This is a genomic window from Afipia sp. GW823-FHT06G09, from assembly GCF_058794875.1.
The window spans coordinates 250,835-268,924 of the sequence record NZ_JBXAHF010000003.1 but is presented as its reverse complement, the minus strand read 5'-3'; the positions used below and the strand labels follow the sequence as shown (position 1 = coordinate 268,924).

Below are 18,090 nucleotides of genomic sequence, written 5' to 3'. Positions count from 1 at the left end.
ATTATTGCCCCAGCCGTTCGATCAGCGCAGGCGCATGTACCTGATCAGCCTTGTAGTTGCCGGTCAGCGTGTACATCACGATGTTGACGCCTGCGCGAAAGGCCATTTCGCGCTGGCGCGGGTCACCCGGCGTCAGCGGCAGCATCGGCTGGCCGTCGGCGCGCATCGCCCATGCGCCCGCAAGATCGTTCGAGGTGATGATGATCGGCGAGACACCATCGCCGCCGCGTGCGGGACGGTCGGCGGCATCCTCATCATCGACGCGCGGCAACGTTTCGACCCAGGTCTGGCCTGAGTTGAAGCGGCCCGGGAAGTCGCGCAGCAGGTAGAATGTTTTGGTCAGCACGTGTTCGCGCGGCACCGGCTCAAGCTCGGGAATGTCGAGCGATGAGAGAATTTCACGCAACGTCAGCATGCCAGGCGTCTGAGATTCACCGCCGGGACCCGGCGGCGCCTCAATGGCGTCGCGGGTGTCGAACAGCACCGTGCCACCCTGCTTCATGTAGGCGTCGAGCTTGTTGATCGCCTCCTGCGAGGGCTTTGGCGCACCGGTGATCACCGGCCAGTACACCAGCGGGAAGAAGGCGAGTTCGTCGCGCGCCGGATCGACGCCGACAGGCTCGCCGGCTTCCAGCGCGGTTCGCTGCGCGAGAAACAGTGTCAGGCCCGACAGGCCAGCCTTCACAATCGAATCGACATCGGCGTTGCCGGTCAGGACATAGGCGAGACGGGTCTGCGCGACGGCCTTGATCGCGAAGTCGTCGCTGGCAGCGCTGCTTGCAGTGGGTTTCGCGGGAGCGCCTTTCGCCGGAGCTTTCGGAGCCTGCGCATAAGACGGCGAGGGCACGCCGCTGACGGACGCAAGTGCAAACGCAATGGCGAGTGCTGTCGTCACGGCGCGGCGTCGCAGCAGCGCCGCCAGTCCGCCGCCGAGAATGGCGACGATGATGGCGTCGATCAGGAACAGCGCCAGCGCTGTGGAGAGCAGGATGCCGCGCAGATCGCGCGGTTCGGCGTTGGTGTAGGTCGCGCGGCGTGCCTTCAGCGCGGATGTGTCGAGCGGCGCAAGCCGGTCGGCGGCAGCAAGCGCGTTCACAGCGAGTGGACCGTCGGCAGGGCCATAATGACCCGGCGGGTGATCGAGCGTGGCGCGGTCGCGGTAGTCGGCGCGCACCGGCTTTGCAGTCGAAGGCGGCGGACCGAATGCGCCGAAGCCGTCGAGGGTGCGGATCGGCGCAACAGTCTCCGCTCCGGCTTCAGTGGCGACTCCTGCGCCCGCATTGGCCGTATAGCCCGACATATCGACGATTCGCCGCAGCATCTCGACGAAGGTGCCAGACAACGGCAGGTCCGACCAGCGCATATCCGCGCTGATGTGGAACAGGGCGAGCATGCCCCTGTCGCGATGCTCGCCGGTCACGAGCGGGGTTCCGTCGGCGAGCGACGCCCAGCTTCGCGAGGCCAGCGCCGGATCGGGTTCAGCCAGCACCTGACGCGTCACCGTAATATCCTTCGGAACGGTGAGGCCCGCGAACGGACCGTCGGCGGCGAACGACGCCAGCGGTTGCGGCTTCTCCCAGGTCAGACTGCCGCCAAGGCTGCGTCCGCCGCGTCTCAGTTTCACCGGCACCAGATCATCGTCGCCGGCGGCGAGACGCGGCCCGGCGAAGCGCACCAGCACGCCCCCCTGCGCGATCCATGCGCTGAGACGGTCGCGGATGTCCGGCGTCAGCGTTCCGACGTCCGCAAGCACGATCATCGGCAGCTTCTGGTCGAGAAACTGTCCGATGGCCACCGCGGGCGAGCCGCGCTCGCCCAGCCGCACGTCGGCGAACGGTGCCAGCGCGCGTGTCAGATAGAAGGTGGAGGCCAGCAGCGGCTGTGCGGTATCGCTGGTCGCGCCGGAGACGATGCCGATGGCGCGGCGGCGCCAGCGCTTGTCGAGCAGTTGCACCGCACCGGCCGAGCGTTCACCCGAGACTTCAAGCCGGGTGATGTCGTTGCGCAATTCCACCGGCAGATCGAAGCTCGCCTCGGTCTCGCGATCCTGTGCGCCGAATGCGAACTTCGCCTCGCCGATCGGCGAACCTTTCTGGTCCAGCGCGCGGACGAGTCCGGTATCGCCGCCGCCGCTGTTAGCGCGCAGCACTTTCACCGTCATCTTCGCGGCCGCATTCTCGGCCGCGACCAATGCATGCGCGGGCGAAGTGCCGCCTTCAAAGATCGTGAGCGCGCGATCCTGAATCGTTTTCGCGAAGCCTTCGGTGAACTCGCTGCCGCGTCCGGTATCGATGCCGTCGCTAAGCCAGACGATTTCGCTGTCGCCGGTCTTGGCAAGAAAGCGCGCCAGGGCGGGGAGCGCCTCGACGCGGTCGACGGCATACGGCTTCGGCGCGAACTGACGCAGCGCCACCCGCGCCGTTCCGGCCGGCATCAGCGTGATGTCGCGGGTCGAGTCTGAGAGCGGCACAAGGGCCACCGGGCGACGGTCGGATTCTGCGTTGGTAACCAGTTCGTCCGCGGTCCTGATGCGGGCCTCCCAGTTGGAAGCGGCACTCCAGCCGTCGTCGAGCAGCAGCACCAGCGGCGCAATGGAGCGCGTCACGCCTTCGCTGGGATTCCAGACCGGACCAGCGGCGGCGAGGATCACCAGCGCGGCGGCGAGCAGTCGCAGCAGCGTCAGCCACCACGGCGTGCGCGAGGGTGTTTCTTCCTTGGGCGCGATATCGAACAGCAGCCGGGTCGGCGGGAAGTCGATGCGGCGCGGACGCGGCGGCATCACGCGCAGCAGCCACCATAGCGCAGGCAGGCTCAGCAGGCCCGCCAGCAGCCACGGTTCGGCGAACGAGAGCGGCAGGCCCATCATGAGGTGCGCCCCGCTGTTATAGCGACGCGGCCGGCACTGCCTTTGGTGACCATCATGCCGCTGTGCAGATACAGCAGCAGTTCGGCGGCCGAGCGATCGGTGGTGTGGGTCGAGAACAGCCAGCCGAGCTTGCTGGTTTCCTCGCGGATCGCGGCGCGATGCGCTTCAACGCGCGCGGTGTAATCCTTCGCCCAGGTCTCGGCGCGTCCCGCGGTGATGACCTCGCCGCCCTCGGGCTCGACGAATTCGATGCGGCCAGAATAGGGGAACGTTTCTTCGGCGGGATCGACGACCTGCAACAGCGTCCCATGCGCGCCGGACGAGGAGAGGCCGCCGAGCATGGCGCGGATGTCACTGAGGGGCGACCAGAAATCCGACAGCACCACGACTTCGGCGAGCGCCGCCGGCACAAACGACGGCGGCAGGCTCGATCGCGTGGCGGTGTCATGCAGGATCGCCTGTGCCATCTTGTCGACGATGTTGCTGCTTGAACTCGGCGACATCAGGCCGGGGATGCCGACCCGCTCGCCGCCGGACACCAGGAGGTCGGCGAGCGCGAAGGTGACCACCAGCGCACGCTCCAGCTTGCTGTCGCGCGCGGTCTTGGAGGCGAAAGCCATCGACCTGGAGCGATCCGGCCACAGCCACACGGTGTGCGCGGCTTCCCATTCCTGCTCGCGGACATAGAGATGATCGTCCCGCGCCGAGCGGCGCCAGTCAACGTTCTGCGAGGCCTCGCCGGAGACGAAGCGGCGGTACTGCCAGAAGTTCTCGCCGGTGCCGGCGCGGCGGCGGCCATGCAGGCCGTGGATGACGTTGGCCGAAATGCGCCGCGCTTCCAGCACAAGACGCGGCAGTGACGCGGCGAGCGAACGGCTTTCACCATCTGCGCGTCGGACTGCCTCAATCTCCTGGAGTGCGGGTTGCGGCCGTGGTGCCATCAGCCGATCCGTGATTTCAACTGCTTGATGACGTCGGTCACGGTGCGGCCCTCGGCGCGCGCCGAGAAGGTCAGCGCCATGCGGTGCTTCAGAACGGGCTCTGCGAGATCGAGCACGTCGTCGATCGAGGGCGCGAGCCGCCCGTCGAGCAATGCGCGCGCGCGAACCGCGAGCATCAGCGCCTGGCTGGCGCGGGGTCCCGGTCCCCATGCGATTGATTTGCCGATCTCGCCGCTGTCCTCGCCGGGACGCGCGGACCGCACGAGCGACAGAATGGCCTCGACCACGGAATCGCCGACCGGCAGACGGCGCACCAGCCGCTGCGCGGTGATGAGCGTCTCGGCGGTCATGGCCGCCTTCGCGGCGGTCTGTTCGGCGCCGGTGGTTTCGAACAGGATTCGGCGTTCGGCGTCGCGGTCCGGATATTCGACATCGATTTCCATCAGGAAGCGGTCGAGTTGGGCTTCCGGCAGCGGATAGGTGCCCTCCTGCTCCAGCGGGTTCTGTGTCGCGAGCACATGGAACGGTTTCGGCAGATCGTGCCGTGCGCCTGCGACCGTGATGTGCTGCTCCTGCATCGCCTGCAGCAAAGCGGACTGTGTGCGTGGCGAGGCGCGGTTGATTTCGTCCGCCATCAGAAGCTGAGCGAACACCGGTCCCGAGATGAACCGGAACGAGCGCTTGCCGCTGACACTTTCATCGAGCACTTCGGCGCCGAGAATATCGGACGGCATCAGGTCGGGCGTGAACTGCACGCGCTTGGCGTCGAGCCCGAGGGTGATGCCCAGCGTCTCGACCAGTTTGGTCTTTGCCAGACCGGGAACGCCGATCAGCAATGCGTGACCGCCGGAGAGGATCGTCACCAGTGCATTCTCGACCACGCGTTCCTGACCGAAGATGACAGTCGAGACCGCTTCCCGCGCGGCGCGGATGTTTCCCGCGATCTGCTCGGCCGAGCGCACGATCACGTCTTCCAGTTTCTCGACACCTTCTGCGCCAGCCATATTCATCGCTCCTTATCGGGCCGCACGAGGCCGCCTTCGGGGTTCCGCGGACTCACGCCGTGACTTCGGCCCATGCTAAACCGGCGCAAAGGCCATGTATTCTTTTATGTATTCGCCGATTTCGGCTGTCCCCACATTAGCGGGTGGGGGGCTTGAAACTCATCACGATGTGGCGAGTAATCCCGCCGCACTCAGGTATGATTTGTCGGCTATGTCATCGTTCCGGGTTTCTCAGCTTTCGGTTTCAAGGCGTGCACCAATCGTGCCAAACAGAAGCGTCAACGGTCAGGGCAAACAATGGCGAACCAAGGGCAGAAACAGGAGCTGAATCCGGTTCAGCGCCTTGACGGGCTCACCCAGGCGGCGCGCGGTGCTGCGACAAAAGGCCTGCCGCCGGTTCATCTGTGGAATCCGCCGTTCTGCGGCGATCTCGATATGCGGATCGCGAGCGACGGCACGTGGTTCTATCTTGGGACACCGATCGGGCGTGCGGCGCTGGTGAAGCTGTTTTCCACAATTCTCAAGCGCGAGGACGGCAAGTATTTTCTGGTCACGCCGGTGGAGAAGGTCGGCATCCGCGTCGATGACGTGCCGTTTCTCGCCGTCGAGATGGAGAAGGACGGCGAGGGCGCAGGGCGAACGCTGAGCTTTCGCACCAATGTCGACGAATGGGTGCCATGCGATGGCGCTCACCGGTTGCGCTTCGAGGCGGCGGCCGATGGCGGGTTAACGCCATACCTCCATGTGCGGTCGGATTTGTGGGCAAAAGTCACACGCGCGCTCTATTATGATCTGGTCGAGATGGGCGAGGTTCGAGTCGTCGATGGCCATGAGATGTTCGGGGTCATGTCCGGCGGCGAGTTCTTCTCGATGGCGGATGCAGCACAGGCGCGAGACCCTGTTTGAGACAAGAGGATTCGGGTTGACGAAAAGTGTTTTGATGGACGCTGCATCCGCCAATACTGCGGCTCCGCTCGACATGAGCTCCGGCGAGTTCTTTCGCAGGGCGCACGAGCGGCTGAGCTTTGATGTGCCGCCCGGACTGACCGACGCCGCAGTGCTCGCGCCGACCGGCGATTTCGGCACCGACGCGATGCTGGAGATCATTGCGAAGGAGCGCCCGGTGCGTCCCGCTGCGGTTCTCGTTCCGATCGTGGAGCGCGACGTTCCAACCGTGTTGCTGACCAAACGAGCCGAGCATCTCAACGAACATGCCGGACAGATTTCGTTTCCCGGCGGCAAGATCGATCCGACCGATGTATCGCCGATGGATGCGGCGCTGCGCGAAGCCGACGAGGAAGTCGGTCTCAAACGGGATTTCATCGAGCCGATCGGTTATCTCGATGTCTATGCGACCGGCTTCGGATTCCGGATCCTGCCGACGCTGGCGCGGGTCCGCCCTGGATTTGAACTGACGATCAATACCAACGAAGTCGATGCTGCTTTCGAGGTGCCGCTGGCGTTTCTGATGGACCCGGTCAATCACAAGCTCGGCAGCAAGGAATTTCGCGGCATGCAGCGCTCGTTCTACGAGATGCCGTTCGAGCAGCACTACATCTGGGGTGCGACCGCAGGGATGCTGCGCGCGCTCTATGAGCGGATTTATCTTGCATGATCCGTCCCGTCCTCACCGAGATCGGAATCTTCCTTATTCCATTCGCGGTCTACGCGGCGTTTCTGATCGCGAGCCGTTCCGGTGTCTGGGTGAAGTCATCATGGCCGCTTCACATCGTCGGTAAGCTGGCGGTGGCTGCGTTCGTGCTTGTGATCGTCAGCCTCGTACTGCTGGCGCATTTTTCCGGAGCGCCTCCGGGGTCGACCTACACTCCCGCGCATATCGAAAACGGCAAGCTGATCCGGGGATCCGAGAAATGAACGCCCCGGATTCGCTGCGTGACGCTCCCTGGCTGAGAGCAGGCGCGACAGCGCGGGTGCTGACGCTGCTCAATTCCGGCGGCGAGGAGGCGCGGGTGGCCGGGGGCGCCGTGCGCAACGCTCTGCTCGGGCTTCCCATCGGTGACATCGACATTGCGACCACGGCGCTGCCCGAGGAAGTGATCCGCCGCGCCAAGCTCGCACATATCAAGGCGGTGCCGACCGGCGTCGAGCACGGCACGGTGACGCTGGTGATCGAAGGCCAGCCGTTTGAAGTGACCACGCTGCGTGAGGATACCGAAACCTTCGGGCGCAAGGCCAAGGTGGCGTTCGGGCGCGACTGGACGCGCGATGCCATGCGCCGCGATTTCACCATGAATGGCCTGACGGTGACGCCTGATGGCACCGTTCATGACGAGGTCGGCGGGCGCGCGGACATCGCGGCACGGAGGGTGCGTTTTATCGGCGATCCATCACAGCGCATTGCCGAGGATTATCTCCGCATCCTGCGGTTCTTTCGGATTCACGCCGCTTACGGGGAAGGCGCGCCGGACCGTGCCGGATACGAGGCCTGTATCGCCGGGCGCGACGGGCTTGCGGAGTTGTCAGCCGAGCGCATCCGGATGGAAATGCTGAAGCTGATGGTCGCGAAGGGAGCGGCGCCTGCGCTGATCGCGATGGATGACGCCGGCCTGTTGCTGCGGCTGACGGCAGGCGTTGTCTTTCACGGGCCGTTCGCGGCGATGCTTGCTGCCGAACAGGCGCTCGGGCTGCAGGCCGATGCGGTTCGCCGCCTCGGAGCGCTGACTGTGGCGGTGACCGAAGATGCCAAGCGACTGTCACAGCGCTGGCGGCTGTCGAATGCCGAGACCAAGCGGCTGGATTCGATGGGGCACCGCTGGTGGCGGCTGGCCGGGATGGACGAGGCGACGGCGCAGCGGCGGCTCTACCGGCTGGGCGCGGCGCGCTACCTCGACCGGATCATGCTGGCATGGGCGCGGGCGGGCCATGATGCGGCGTCTCCATTGTGGCGTGAGCTTGCAACACTGCCGGAACGCTGGACGCCGCCGGCGTTTCCGCTCAAGGCGGCCGACTTTATTGCGCGCGGTATTGCGGAAGGACCGGCGCTCGGTCACGTGCTGACACTGGCCGAGGATGCGTGGCTGGCGTTGCAGTTTCCGCTGGATAGCGCGGCGCTCGAAACCATCGCCGATGACACCGTCGCGAAATTCACGCGGGATCATCGGCTGTAGGGTCAGCCACCGGGCGGTTCCCGGTGGTGTCTGGTTCAGTGAAGAAAAGCCTCAGGCGACTTCCTCGGTCTTCGTCGCGTGATGGTCTTCGCTTTCTTCTTCGTCATCATCGCTGTCTTCGTCTTCGTCGTGCTCCTCGTCCTCATCGTCGGACATGTCGATGTGGGCGAGTTCGAGAACGGCCGCCGGAAGCTTTTCGCGGAACAGGTCGCCTTCTTCGCCGATCCAGACGCATTCGACCGTCTCATCGGTGACTTCGGCAACGGTCAATGCCTGACCGCCAGATTTGAGAACAACGACGTCGCCTGCTTTCAGTGCCATGACCGGCTCCCTGCTGATGTGAGGAGCGTCCAGCCTAGCCGCGCGCTATGACATGCCGACAAAGAGTAGCCGACAAAACGAAAAAGCCCCGGACCATGTCCGGGGCTTTGACTTGTAGAAACTGTCGGCGCTTAGCGAACGATGCCGAGGACGTAGCCGAGCATGTCGAACTTGTAGTTCAGGCCGACCTTGGCGGTGTGGATGCCGGGCAGCGAGGTCGTGGTCCAGACCTGGGTCGGAGGACCGGTCCAGTTGCCGGTGGTGGTGATGTTGTTGTCGAAGCCGAGATAGAGGTACTCAGCCTTCACGCTCCACTTGTTGTCGAAAGCGTATTCCCAGCCGCCGCCGATTGCGTACCCGAGGCGATACTTGGTGTGCATGGTGTCGATGTGGAAGCCGGGCGTACCGTTGGACACGCCGGTTTCGAAGTCGACCAGAGCCGCGCCGCCCTTGACGTAGATCAGCGAGCGGTCGAACGCGTAACCGAAGCGGGCAGCCCAGACGCTGTAGAGGCCTTCAGCGCGGGTGGTCGCAATCGAGGTCGCCGATCCGGCATAGGCGGACGAACCCTTGAGGCCGATGTAGCCGGTTTCACCTTCGTAGCCGATCACCCAGTTCGGAGCGAACTGGTAGTTGTAACCGCTGGTGTAGCCGCCAATCACGCTCGAGTTGTACTTATAGGACGCAGCCGGGCCGGCGAAGATCGGGAGGCCTGCGCCGTCAACCGGCACGCCGGTCACGGTGTCGTTGGCTGCGAAAGCGCCGCCCACGTAACCGCCAATATAGCCGCCCGTCCAGGTGAAGACCTGTACCGGAGGAGCCTTGCGATAGATCGGCGCGGTGCCGAGATCGGCTGCGGAAGCCGCGCCTGCCAGGCCAACGCCTGCGGCAGCGAGAAGAAGGACGGCAATCTTGCGCATGTGAGCCCCTATAAAACCATCGATGGCGGTCTGATTCCGCCACACCTATGGCCATCAAAATACGTTGGGGGCTCTCCGGGCTCAAATGGTTTCCGGGCGGGTTGGCGGTATCCGGCACCGTTCTTTGGCGAGTGTGCTGTCTCGGTGACAGGTCGAAATCGCGAAAAAGGTGCTTCTTTATTAAGCTTTTGTGAATTTCGTCTGCGGCAGGAGGCCGTTACGGCCACTTCACCTCTGGTGGCATCGACGACAGGATCGAATCGACATTTCCGCCTGTTTTCAGGCCGAAAATGGTCCCCCTGTCGTAGAGCAGGTTGAACTCCACATAGCGGCCGCGGCGGATGAGTTGCTCCTGACGGTCCTTGTCGGTCCAGGCGTCCTTGAAATTCCGCCGCACCAGTTCGGGATAGATCGCGGCGAAGGCCCGGCCGACATCCTTGGTGAAGGCCAGGTCGGCATCCCAGTCCCCCGAATCGAGCCAGTCGTAAAAGATGCCGCCGATCCCGCGCGCTTCCTTGCGGTGGGGCAGGTAGAAATACTCGTCGCACCAAGTCTTGAACTTCTCATAGGGGGCGACGGCGGCATGGGCGTCACAGGCCGCCTTCATGGCGGCGTGAAAAGCGGCTGTGTCGGGGTCGTCCTGGGTCCGCCGCCGGTCCAGCACCGGGGTCAGGTCGGCACCGCCCCCGAACCAGGCCTTGGTCGTCACCACGAAGCGGGTGTTCATGTGGACCGCCGGCACGTTCGGATTGCGCGGATGGATGATCAGCGAGATGCCCGAGGCCCAGAAGCGCGGATCGTCCGCGGCGCCCGGAATCTGCGCGCGGAATTCCGGCGCGAATTCGCCATGCACCGTCGAGCAATGCACCCCGGCCTTCTCGAACAGCCGCCCGCGCAGCACCGACATCACGCCGCCGCCGCCGGGTTTTCCCGTATGGTCGGTGCGATCCCACGGCGTGCGGACGAAATGGCCTGCCTCGCCCGGATAGAGCGCAGCCGGAGCGTCGGCCTCGAGTTTTTCAAGCGACAGGCAGATGTCGTCGCGCAGTCGTTCAAACCACGTGCGGGCCGTTTGCTTGCGCTCTTCGATGGTGGTGACGGGCTTTTCCAAGGGGCAATCTCCGTTGGGTGCTTAGCCCTGCGGGCCGAAATACGTGCAGCTTTCGTTGCAACTGTCGCGATGGACGCTGACGCGTGTGACTTTGCCGGCGTGCTGAACCCGGTCCCAGATGAAGCGGGTGAGGTTTTCCAGCGTCGGCGCGCCGAGTGCTTCGACCTTGTTGAGCAGCTTGTGGTCGAGCATTTTCTGCACCTCGGCCATCCGTTGCTCGAGCACACCCAGATCCGTCACCATCCCGGTCGCCGGATCGGGTATGCCGCGGATCGAGACTTCGGCACGGAAAGAATGGCCGTGAATTTCGTCACTGGCCTCGCCAAGCGTCGTGCCGGGTAGCGAATGCGCGGCCTCGAAACGGAACGATTTCGTCAATTCCCACATCGGTCGTATCCGGTCTTATCTGATACCCAGCGTCTTGTGCGTCTGGACGCTGAGCCGCCACTGCGGATGGCGCAAGCAATACGCGATCGCTGCCTGCGTGCTTTGCGCTATGTCAGGTCCGTCCATCGGCTGCAACGAGAACCGCTCGAATTCCAGACCCGCGAAATCCTCGGGCGTATTGTCTGCCTGCGGATAAACCAGCTTCAGTTCGTGCCCTTTGCGGACCACCAGTTCCGATCCGGCCTTCGGACTGACGCAGATCCAGTCGAGGCCGGGCGGCGGTTCGATGGTGCCGTTGGTCTCGATGGCGATGGTAAAGCCCTGCGCATGCAGCGCCTCGATCAGCGCAGTATCGACCTGCAGCAGGGGCTCCCCGCCGGTCAGCACGGTATAGCGATGGTTCTGCGGTCCTTCCCACTGCGCGGCAATCGCCGCGGCAAGCTCGTCGGCGTTCGCGTAGCGGCCGCCGAGCGTACCGTCGGTGCCGACAAAATCGGTGTCACAGAACTGGCAGACGGCGGTGGCGCGGTCCTGCTCCCGGCCGGTCCACAGGTTGCAGCCCGCGAAGCGGCAGAACACCGCGGTGCGCCCGGCGTGGGCGCCTTCGCCTTGCAATGTCAGGAAGATTTCCTTTACCGCGTAACTCAACGCGCCGTTCCTCTTGTCTGCCTTAATGCTTCACCGAGCGCCATGGCGACCGTCATTGCGACGTTCAGGGACCGCATTCCGGGCGCGATGGGGATGACCAGCCGCTCGTCGGCAGCCTCTACCACGTGATCCGGCACTCCGGCGGATTCTCGGCCGAACAGCAGGAGGTCATCGTCCCGATAGATATGATCGAGATAGGGCGTTGCAGCTTTTGTCGAAAAAAGAAGCAGCCGGCCGCCGGATTTCGCCCGCCAGGCCTCGAAGGCGGTCCAGGAATCATGGCGGACGATGGTTACCTGGTCGAGATAATCCATTCCGGCCCGGCGGAAATGCCGGTCGGAAATGGGGAAACCGGCCGGCTCGATGATATGGGCTTCGACGTCCAGGCAGGCGCAGAGCCGCAGAATCGTCCCGGTGTTTTGCGGGATGTCAGGTTGAAAAAGGACAACACGCATCGGGAGCGGCCTTCGGCACCGGTGGAAAACTTCAGGAAAAATCTCCGCCACAGGCGGTTTTAGTGCGTCGCACTAAATGTGCCGATAGCGGGCTTGCGCTCTCCCGGCAAGGGTGCCAATAGATCGATTCTAGATCGTATGTTCTGCCCGGTTGAGTAGGACAAGTGGTCATTCTGCCACCGCGGGGCCCGCGGGCACCGGCTTACTCTCCCGGCGCGTCCGTTGCGTCGAACGGGGATGGGTCAGCCGGTTGCAGTTCGGAAAGGGTTTGCAATCGTGACGTCTTCATCCTCGGCCGAGCCGACACGCCGTGATTTTCTTTATGTAGCGACGGGATCCGTAGCCGCCGTCGGCGCTGCGGCAGTGGCCTGGCCGCTGATCTCCCAGATGAACCCGGACGCCTCGACCATCGCGGCGGGCGCTCCGATCGAAGTCGATCTGACGCCGATCGCGACGGGACAGGACATCAAGGTGTTCTGGCGCGGCAAGCCAATCTACATCATGAACCGCACCAAGAAGCAGATCGACGAGGCGCGCGCCGTTCCGACCGCGAGCCTGCCCGATCCGCAGAGCGACCAGTCGCGCGTCAAGGAAGGCCACGACCAGTGGCTCGTCGTGATCGGCATCTGCACTCATCTCGGCTGTATCCCGATCGCCCATGAAGGCAGCTACGACGGCTTCTTCTGTCCGTGCCACGGATCGCAGTACGATTCGTCCGGCCGCATCCGTCAGGGGCCCGCGCCCGCTAACCTGCCGGTGCCGCCGTACGCCTTCGTCTCCGACACCAAAATCAAAATCGGCTGATTCTTAATCTGACCCGATTGCGTCGCTTCTTCTTTGTCAGGATCGCATCATGAGCGGACCATCGAACTACAACCCGCAAAACCCCGTCTTGAAGTGGGTTGAACGGCGTCTCCCGATCGGGGGACTGATCCACTCGTCCTTCGTTGCCTACCCGACGCCGCGTAACCTCAACTACTGGTGGACGTTCGGCGCGATCCTTTCGATGATGCTCGGCGTGCAGATCATCACCGGCATCATCCTGGCGATGCACTACACCCCGCATGTCGATTTCGCGTTCAAGTCGGTCGAACTGATCGTTCGCGATGTCAACTACGGCTGGCTGCTGCGCTACCTGCACTCCAACGGCGCGTCGATGTTCTTCATCGCCGTCTACATTCATATGTTCCGCGGTCTCTACTACGGGTCATACAAGGAGCCGCGCGAGGTGCTCTGGATCCTCGGCGTCATCATCTACCTCTTGATGATGGCGACGGGTTTCATGGGCTACGTGCTGCCGTGGGGCCAGATGAGCTTCTGGGGCGCCACCGTCATCACCAACCTGTTCGGCGCGATCCCTTACGTCGGCGACAGCATCGTGACGCTGCTGTGGGGCGGCTACTCGGTCGGCAACCCGACGCTGAACCGCTTCTTCTCGCTGCACTACCTGCTGCCGTTCGTGATCGCCGGCGTCGTCGTGCTGCACATCTGGGCGCTGCACGTCGCAGGTCAGAACAATCCAGCCGGCGTCGAGCCGAAGACCGAGAAGGACGTTGTGCCGTTCACGCCTTACGCGACCCTCAAGGACGCGTTCGGCATGTCCTGCTTCCTGCTGTTCTTCGCCTGGTTCATTTTCTACATCCCGAACTATCTCGGCGATCCGGACAACTACATCCCGGCCAACCCGGCGGTGACGCCTGCGCACATCGTGCCGGAATGGTACTACCTGCCGTTCTACGCGATCCTGCGTTCGATCCCGAACAAGCTCGCCGGCGTTATCGCGATGTTCTCGGCGATCATTGTGCTGGCGTTCCTGCCGTGGCTCGACAGCGCCAAGACGCGCTCGTCGAAGTATCGTCCGCTCGCCAAGCAGTTCTTCTGGATCTTCGTGGCCGTGTGCATCGGCCTCGGCTATCTCGGCGCCAAGCCGCCTGAAGGCATCTATGTCGTGGCCGGCCGCGTCCTGACGTTCGCTTACTTCGCCTACTTCCTGATCGTGCTGCCAATTCTCAGCCGCATCGAGAAGACGCGTCCGCTGCCGAACTCGATCGCCGAAGACGTGCTGCGCAAGACGGGCAGGACGCCGGTGTCGGCCGTGATCGCTCTTGCCGTCGGCGGCATGCTGATGCTCGGCGGCATGAACAACGCGAAGGCCGAGGAAGGGCACGGTCCAACCCCGCCGTCGCTGAAGTGGTCGTTCGCTGGAGCGCTGGGCAAGTTCGATCAGGGCCAGCTGCAGCGCGGCCTCAAGATCTACAAGGAAGTCTGTGCGTCGTGCCACGGATTGTCGTATGTCGCATTCCGCAATCTCGCCGATCCGGGCGGGCCGGGCTACTCGACGGCGCAGGCCGCTGCGTTCGCCTCGGAGTACAAGGTCAAGGACGGTCCGAACGACGCAGGCGACATGTTTGAGCGCCCCGGTCGTCCGGCTGACTACTTCCCGTCGCCGTTCCCGAACGAGCAGGCGGCCCGCGCTGCCAACGGCGGCGCCTATCCGCCGGACCTGTCGCTGATCGCCAAGGCGCGCGGCTACGAGCGCGGCTTCCCGCAGTTCGTGATCGACGCGCTGCCGGGTTTCTCGTTCCAGGAGAAGGGCCCGAACTACATCGACGCGCTGTTGCAGGGCTATGAAGAGAAGGCGCCGGCCGGCTTCACGCTGCCTGAGGGGTCGTACTACAACAAGTATTTCCCCGGCCACTCGATCAAGATGCCGAAGCCGCTCAGCGACGGTCAGGTGACGTTCGACGACGGTTCGCCTGCGACCGTGCAGCAGTACGCCAAGGACATCTCCGCGTTCCTGATGTGGGCTGCCGAGCCGCATCTCGAGGCCCGCAAGCGTCTCGGTTTGCAGGTCATGATCTTCCTGATCGTGCTGTCGGGCCTGCTGTACTTCACCAAGAAGAAGGTCTGGGCTGACGCTCACTGAACCTTCTTGAGCTGAGAGTTGCGAAAGGCCCCCGCTGCGGGGCCTTTTTGCTGCGTGAATGCTTCATTGCAGCATGGTGCGCTCCACTAGCGTCGGGTGATCCGCTCAACTAACCTTATCGATCAAGGCTGAGGGACATATGACGGGCGCACCGATCGACGGCATTCTGCTCAACATCAATCCGACGGGACAGCTTGTCCTCGGCGGCGTGCTGGCGCTGATCATCTATGGCGTGGCGCTTGATCTGCGCATCGGCGATTTCATTGAAGTGTTCCGCCGCCCGGTTGCGCCGGTCTCCGGTCTGCTGGCGCAGCTTGCGGTGCTGCCTGCGGTGACATGGGCGATCACCATGCTGCTGAAGCCGCAGCCGAGCATCGCGCTCGGCATGATCGTGGTGGCGGCCTGTCCGGGTGGCAACATCTCCAACCTGATCACGCACATGGCGCGCGGCAACGCCGCGCTCTCGATCAGCATGACCGCGATGTCGAGCCTGCTCGCCATCGTGACTACGCCGCTCAACATCATCTTCTGGGCAGGACTTAACCCGGACACCAATGCATTGCTGCGGCAGGTGAGCATCGAGCCGCTGGCGTTCCTCGGCTCGACCATGGCGATCCTCGGCATTCCGATGGCGCTCGGGCTCGCCACCGTGCATTACTGGCCGCGCCTCGGCCATCTGCTGCGTCGGCCGCTGCAGATCCTGTCGTTCCTGTTTCTGGTCGCCTTCATCGGCGGCGCGATCTTCACAAACGCTCGCTATCTCACGACCTTCGTGCAATCGATCCTGCCGTTTGTGATTTTGCACAACGCCATCGCCATCGGGCTCGGCTGGGGCACCGCGAAACTGCTGCGGCTCGGCGATTACGACACCCGCGCGATGACCATCGAAGTGAGCATGCACAATTCGGGGCTGGGTCTCGCGCTGATCCTCAATCAGTTCGACGGTATCGGGGGGGCAGCGCTCGTGGCCGCCGGGTGGGGCGTCTGGCATCTGATTTCCGGATGGGCGCTGGCGGCATGGTGGAAGCGCCGCGATCCGCATCCGCAAGGCCAAAGCCCGATTGCACGCACGGACACGGCGGAATGAGCGACGCCCACGCAGGACAATACGCGATGAACGGCGGCGTGCTGGTCACCGGCGCAGCGGGATTCATCGGTAAGTCACTGATCGCCGAACTCGCACGCGTGAGCCTGAACTCGGAGATCATCGCGCTTGATGTGCGCGAGGTCGCTGCCCATGAGCGGTTACCCAACGTCACGTATCTGACGGGTGATATCCGCGATCCCGCGCTCAGGGAGATTGTCCAGGCCCATCGCCCGCAGACGGTCGTGCATCTCGCATCCGTGGTCGCAGTCGGCGGTGATCCACAGCGCGATTGGGAAATCGACGTGCTCGGCACCAAGAATGTGCTGCAGGCGTCGCTCGACGCCAACGTCGAGCATCTGATCGTGACATCGAGCGGCTCGGCCTACGGCTACCATGCGGATAATCCGGTGCCGCTGCATGAAACCGATCCGCTGCGCGGCAACGCGGATTTCCCATACGCGCGCAACAAGCGCGAGGTCGAGGAAATGCTGATCGAATGGCATGACCTCTATCCCGATCTCCACCAGACCGTGTTCCGCCCCTGCACGGTGCTAGGTCCCACCACCAACAACCAGATCACCGCGATCTTCGAACGGCCGGTGGTGATGGGCGTCAGCGGCACCGCCACGCCGTTCTCGCTGATCGCCGACAGCGATGTCGTGGATGCGCTGGTGCAGGCGGTGCGGCAGCCGAAGCCGGGCACCTACAATCTCGCCGCCGACGGCACGCTCAGCCTGCGCGAGATCGCGGAATTGAACCACCGGCCCTACATTTCGATCCCGCCGTCGGTTCTGAAGTCCGCGCTGTGGCTGCTGCACCTGCTGCGCGTCACCAAGCTCGGGCCCGGTCACGCCAAGTTCATCCAGTACCGGCCGGTACTGTCCAACGACAAGCTGAAGTCCGAGTTCGGATTTACGCCGCGCTATGATGCGCGCAAGGTTTTCGAGCGTTATCGCGACGGCCGCGAGGAGCTGAGAAAATGACGACGCTCGTCATCGGTGCGGGGCCTGCGGGTCTTGCCGCCGTTCGAAGTCTCAAGCAGGCCGATCTGCCGGTGAAGTGCGTGGAGAGGAACGCCGATGTCGGCGGGCAATGGCTCTATGGCGCGGCGCCGAGCGCGGTCTATGCCTCGACGCATCTGATCTCGTCGAAACGCACCACGGCCTATGCGGATTTTCCGATGCCGGAAGACTGGCCGGCCTATCCGGGCCACGAGCGCGTATCAGAATATTTCAAATCGTTCGCGAAGCATTTCGATCTTTATCCCTCGATTCGTTTCAACGCCGAGGTCAGCAAGATCGAGCAGCGCGACGGAAGCTGGCGGGCGACGTTTGGCGACGGCACGACCGATGATTATGAAAGCGTCATCTTCGCCAACGGCCATCTCAGCGATCCCCTGATGCCGAAGATTCCGGGCGAATTCAGCGGCAAGCTGATGCATGCGAAGGACTACAAGACGGCCGACATCTTCGACGGCAAGCGTGTGCTCGTCGTCGGCATGGGCAATACCGGTTGCGACATCGTTGTCGATGCCATTCACCGCGCCAAGCAGGTGCTGTGGAGCGTGCGCGGCGGCAATCACTTCGTGCCGAAGTTCCTCGCCGGAAAGCCGGCGGACGAGGGCAACCACAAGCCGAAGCGTTTCATCATTCCCAAACGCCTGCGCTCGATGCTGCATGAGCCGATCCTGCGGTTTCTGGTGGGGCCGCCGGAGCGCTTCGGGCTGCCGAAGCCCGAGCACCGGCTTTATGACAAGACCCCGATCGTGAACTCGCTCGTGCTCCAGCATTTGGGGCAGGGCGACGTCACCTTGCGCAAGCCGATCAAGGAATTCCGCGGCGACACGGTTGTCTTTACCGACCGACAGGAAGATCAGGTCGATCTGGTGCTGCTTGCGACAGGCTACGAGATCACGTTTCCGTTTCTCGAAGACCTTACCGAACTGAACTGGCAGCCGGAGAAAGGCGCGCCGCGTCTCTATCTCAATATCTTCCCGTCACGTCCGAACGGTCTTTATGTCGCCGGGCTGCTGGAAGGCGCCGGTGTCGGCTGGCCGGGCCGTGCATTGCAAACCGATCTGATCGCGGCCTATATCAAGGCGCAAAAGGAAAGCCCGGATACGATCGCGGATTTCCGCGACAAGATCGCCGCCTATCACACACGGCCGGTCGCCAAGGATCGCGGGGAACACGGAATTTTCGTCGACTTCCTGCAATACAAACGTGATCTTCAGAAAGCCATCGCGAGCTTGAGCGTTGCTTCGACCGCGGTATAAGACACTCAAATTTCTCGGAGG

The 18,090-nt window shown here is 63.6% G+C and carries 18 protein-coding genes; 9 read left to right on the top strand and 9 right to left on the bottom strand.

The features are described from left to right. Position 1: 1 nt before the first annotated feature. The 3 genes from AC1Q67_RS13715 to AC1Q67_RS13705 are packed head-to-tail and all read right to left on the bottom strand — an operon-like array spanning position 2 to position 4,811. On the bottom strand, positions 2-2,866 hold the full coding sequence (locus tag AC1Q67_RS13715; protein WP_492235934.1) for a DUF4159 domain-containing protein: 2,865 nt from the start codon (positions 2,864-2,866) through the stop codon (positions 2-4). Further along, positions 2,863-3,807, bottom strand: coding sequence for a DUF58 domain-containing protein (locus AC1Q67_RS13710; protein ID WP_492235933.1), 945 nt, complete (start codon positions 3,805-3,807; stop codon positions 2,863-2,865). The genes AC1Q67_RS13715 and AC1Q67_RS13710 overlap by 4 nt, the downstream gene beginning before the upstream one ends. Next, complete coding sequence (locus AC1Q67_RS13705) at positions 3,807-4,811, bottom strand: AAA family ATPase (RefSeq protein WP_024575999.1); 1,005 nt, start codon at positions 4,809-4,811, stop codon at positions 3,807-3,809. Before AC1Q67_RS13705 ends, AC1Q67_RS13710 begins: the two co-directional genes overlap by 1 nt. 297 nt (positions 4,812-5,108) lie before the next feature. Between AC1Q67_RS13705 and AC1Q67_RS13700 the strand changes: the two genes are divergently transcribed. Genes AC1Q67_RS13700 through AC1Q67_RS13685 form a run of 4 tightly spaced genes read left to right on the top strand, consistent with a single transcriptional unit; the run spans position 5,109 to position 7,939 of the window. Continuing rightward, the gene (locus AC1Q67_RS13700) at positions 5,109-5,717 is read left to right on the top strand and encodes a DUF1285 domain-containing protein (protein ID WP_425992142.1); all 609 of its coding nucleotides are present in this window, start codon (positions 5,109-5,111) and stop codon (positions 5,715-5,717) included. Positions 5,718-5,751: 34 nt separating this feature from the next. Further along, positions 5,752-6,426, top strand: coding sequence for a CoA pyrophosphatase (locus AC1Q67_RS13695; protein WP_051358612.1), 675 nt, complete (start codon positions 5,752-5,754; stop codon positions 6,424-6,426). After that, a complete protein-coding gene (locus AC1Q67_RS13690) occupies positions 6,423-6,686 on the top strand; it encodes a DUF6111 family protein (RefSeq protein WP_492235932.1) in 264 nt (87 codons plus the stop codon). Before AC1Q67_RS13695 ends, AC1Q67_RS13690 begins: the two co-directional genes overlap by 4 nt. Next, positions 6,683-7,939, top strand: a complete 1,257-nt coding sequence (locus AC1Q67_RS13685; protein WP_492235931.1) for a CCA tRNA nucleotidyltransferase — start codon at positions 6,683-6,685, stop codon at positions 7,937-7,939. The genes AC1Q67_RS13690 and AC1Q67_RS13685 overlap by 4 nt, the downstream gene beginning before the upstream one ends. A gap of 51 nt (positions 7,940-7,990) precedes the next feature. Here the strand turns inward: AC1Q67_RS13685 and AC1Q67_RS13680 are convergent, their stop codons facing one another. From AC1Q67_RS13680 to AC1Q67_RS13655, 6 genes are all read right to left on the bottom strand, one after another. Beyond that, on the bottom strand, positions 7,991-8,260 hold the full coding sequence (locus tag AC1Q67_RS13680) for a YodC family protein (protein WP_024576004.1): 270 nt from the start codon (positions 8,258-8,260) through the stop codon (positions 7,991-7,993). 131 nt (positions 8,261-8,391) lie between these two features. Beyond that, a complete protein-coding gene (locus AC1Q67_RS13675) occupies positions 8,392-9,180 on the bottom strand; it encodes an outer membrane protein (protein WP_492235930.1) in 789 nt (262 codons plus the stop codon). 217 nt (positions 9,181-9,397) lie between these two features. Continuing rightward, complete coding sequence (gene hemF / locus AC1Q67_RS13670; RefSeq protein WP_492235929.1) at positions 9,398-10,291, bottom strand: oxygen-dependent coproporphyrinogen oxidase; 894 nt, start codon at positions 10,289-10,291, stop codon at positions 9,398-9,400. Between the two features lie 21 nt (positions 10,292-10,312). Next, positions 10,313-10,678, bottom strand: a complete 366-nt coding sequence (locus AC1Q67_RS13665) for a 6-pyruvoyl trahydropterin synthase family protein (protein WP_492235928.1) — start codon at positions 10,676-10,678, stop codon at positions 10,313-10,315. Between the two features lie 15 nt (positions 10,679-10,693). Further along, complete coding sequence (gene queE, locus AC1Q67_RS13660; protein ID WP_492235927.1) at positions 10,694-11,326, bottom strand: 7-carboxy-7-deazaguanine synthase; 633 nt, start codon at positions 11,324-11,326, stop codon at positions 10,694-10,696. After that, positions 11,323-11,781 (bottom strand): tRNA (cytidine(34)-2'-O)-methyltransferase, encoded by a 459-nt coding sequence (locus AC1Q67_RS13655; protein ID WP_492236458.1) that lies wholly within the window; start codon positions 11,779-11,781, stop codon positions 11,323-11,325. Before AC1Q67_RS13655 ends, queE begins: the two co-directional genes overlap by 4 nt. Positions 11,782-12,054: 273 nt before the next feature. On the opposite strand from AC1Q67_RS13655, the gene petA reads away from it, so the two are divergent. The 5 genes from petA to AC1Q67_RS13630 all read left to right on the top strand — a co-directional run bounded on the left by petA (position 12,055) and on the right by AC1Q67_RS13630 (position 18,069). Then, positions 12,055-12,585, top strand: coding sequence for a ubiquinol-cytochrome c reductase iron-sulfur subunit (gene petA, locus AC1Q67_RS13650; RefSeq protein ID WP_492236457.1), 531 nt, complete (start codon positions 12,055-12,057; stop codon positions 12,583-12,585). A 49-nt stretch (positions 12,586-12,634) separates the two neighbouring features. Beyond that, the gene (locus tag AC1Q67_RS13645; protein ID WP_492235926.1) at positions 12,635-14,707 is read left to right on the top strand and encodes a cytochrome c1; all 2,073 of its coding nucleotides are present in this window, start codon (positions 12,635-12,637) and stop codon (positions 14,705-14,707) included. A 139-nt stretch (positions 14,708-14,846) separates the two neighbouring features. Beyond that, entirely contained in the window at positions 14,847-15,794 is a 948-nt protein-coding gene (locus tag AC1Q67_RS13640) for a bile acid:sodium symporter family protein (RefSeq protein WP_492235925.1), read from the top strand. Next, positions 15,791-16,777, top strand: coding sequence for an SDR family oxidoreductase (locus tag AC1Q67_RS13635; protein ID WP_492235924.1), 987 nt, complete (start codon positions 15,791-15,793; stop codon positions 16,775-16,777). The genes AC1Q67_RS13640 and AC1Q67_RS13635 overlap by 4 nt, the downstream gene beginning before the upstream one ends. Continuing rightward, complete coding sequence (locus AC1Q67_RS13630; RefSeq protein ID WP_492235923.1) at positions 16,774-18,069, top strand: flavin-containing monooxygenase; 1,296 nt, start codon at positions 16,774-16,776, stop codon at positions 18,067-18,069. Before AC1Q67_RS13635 ends, AC1Q67_RS13630 begins: the two co-directional genes overlap by 4 nt. Positions 18,070-18,090: the final 21 nt, after the last annotated feature.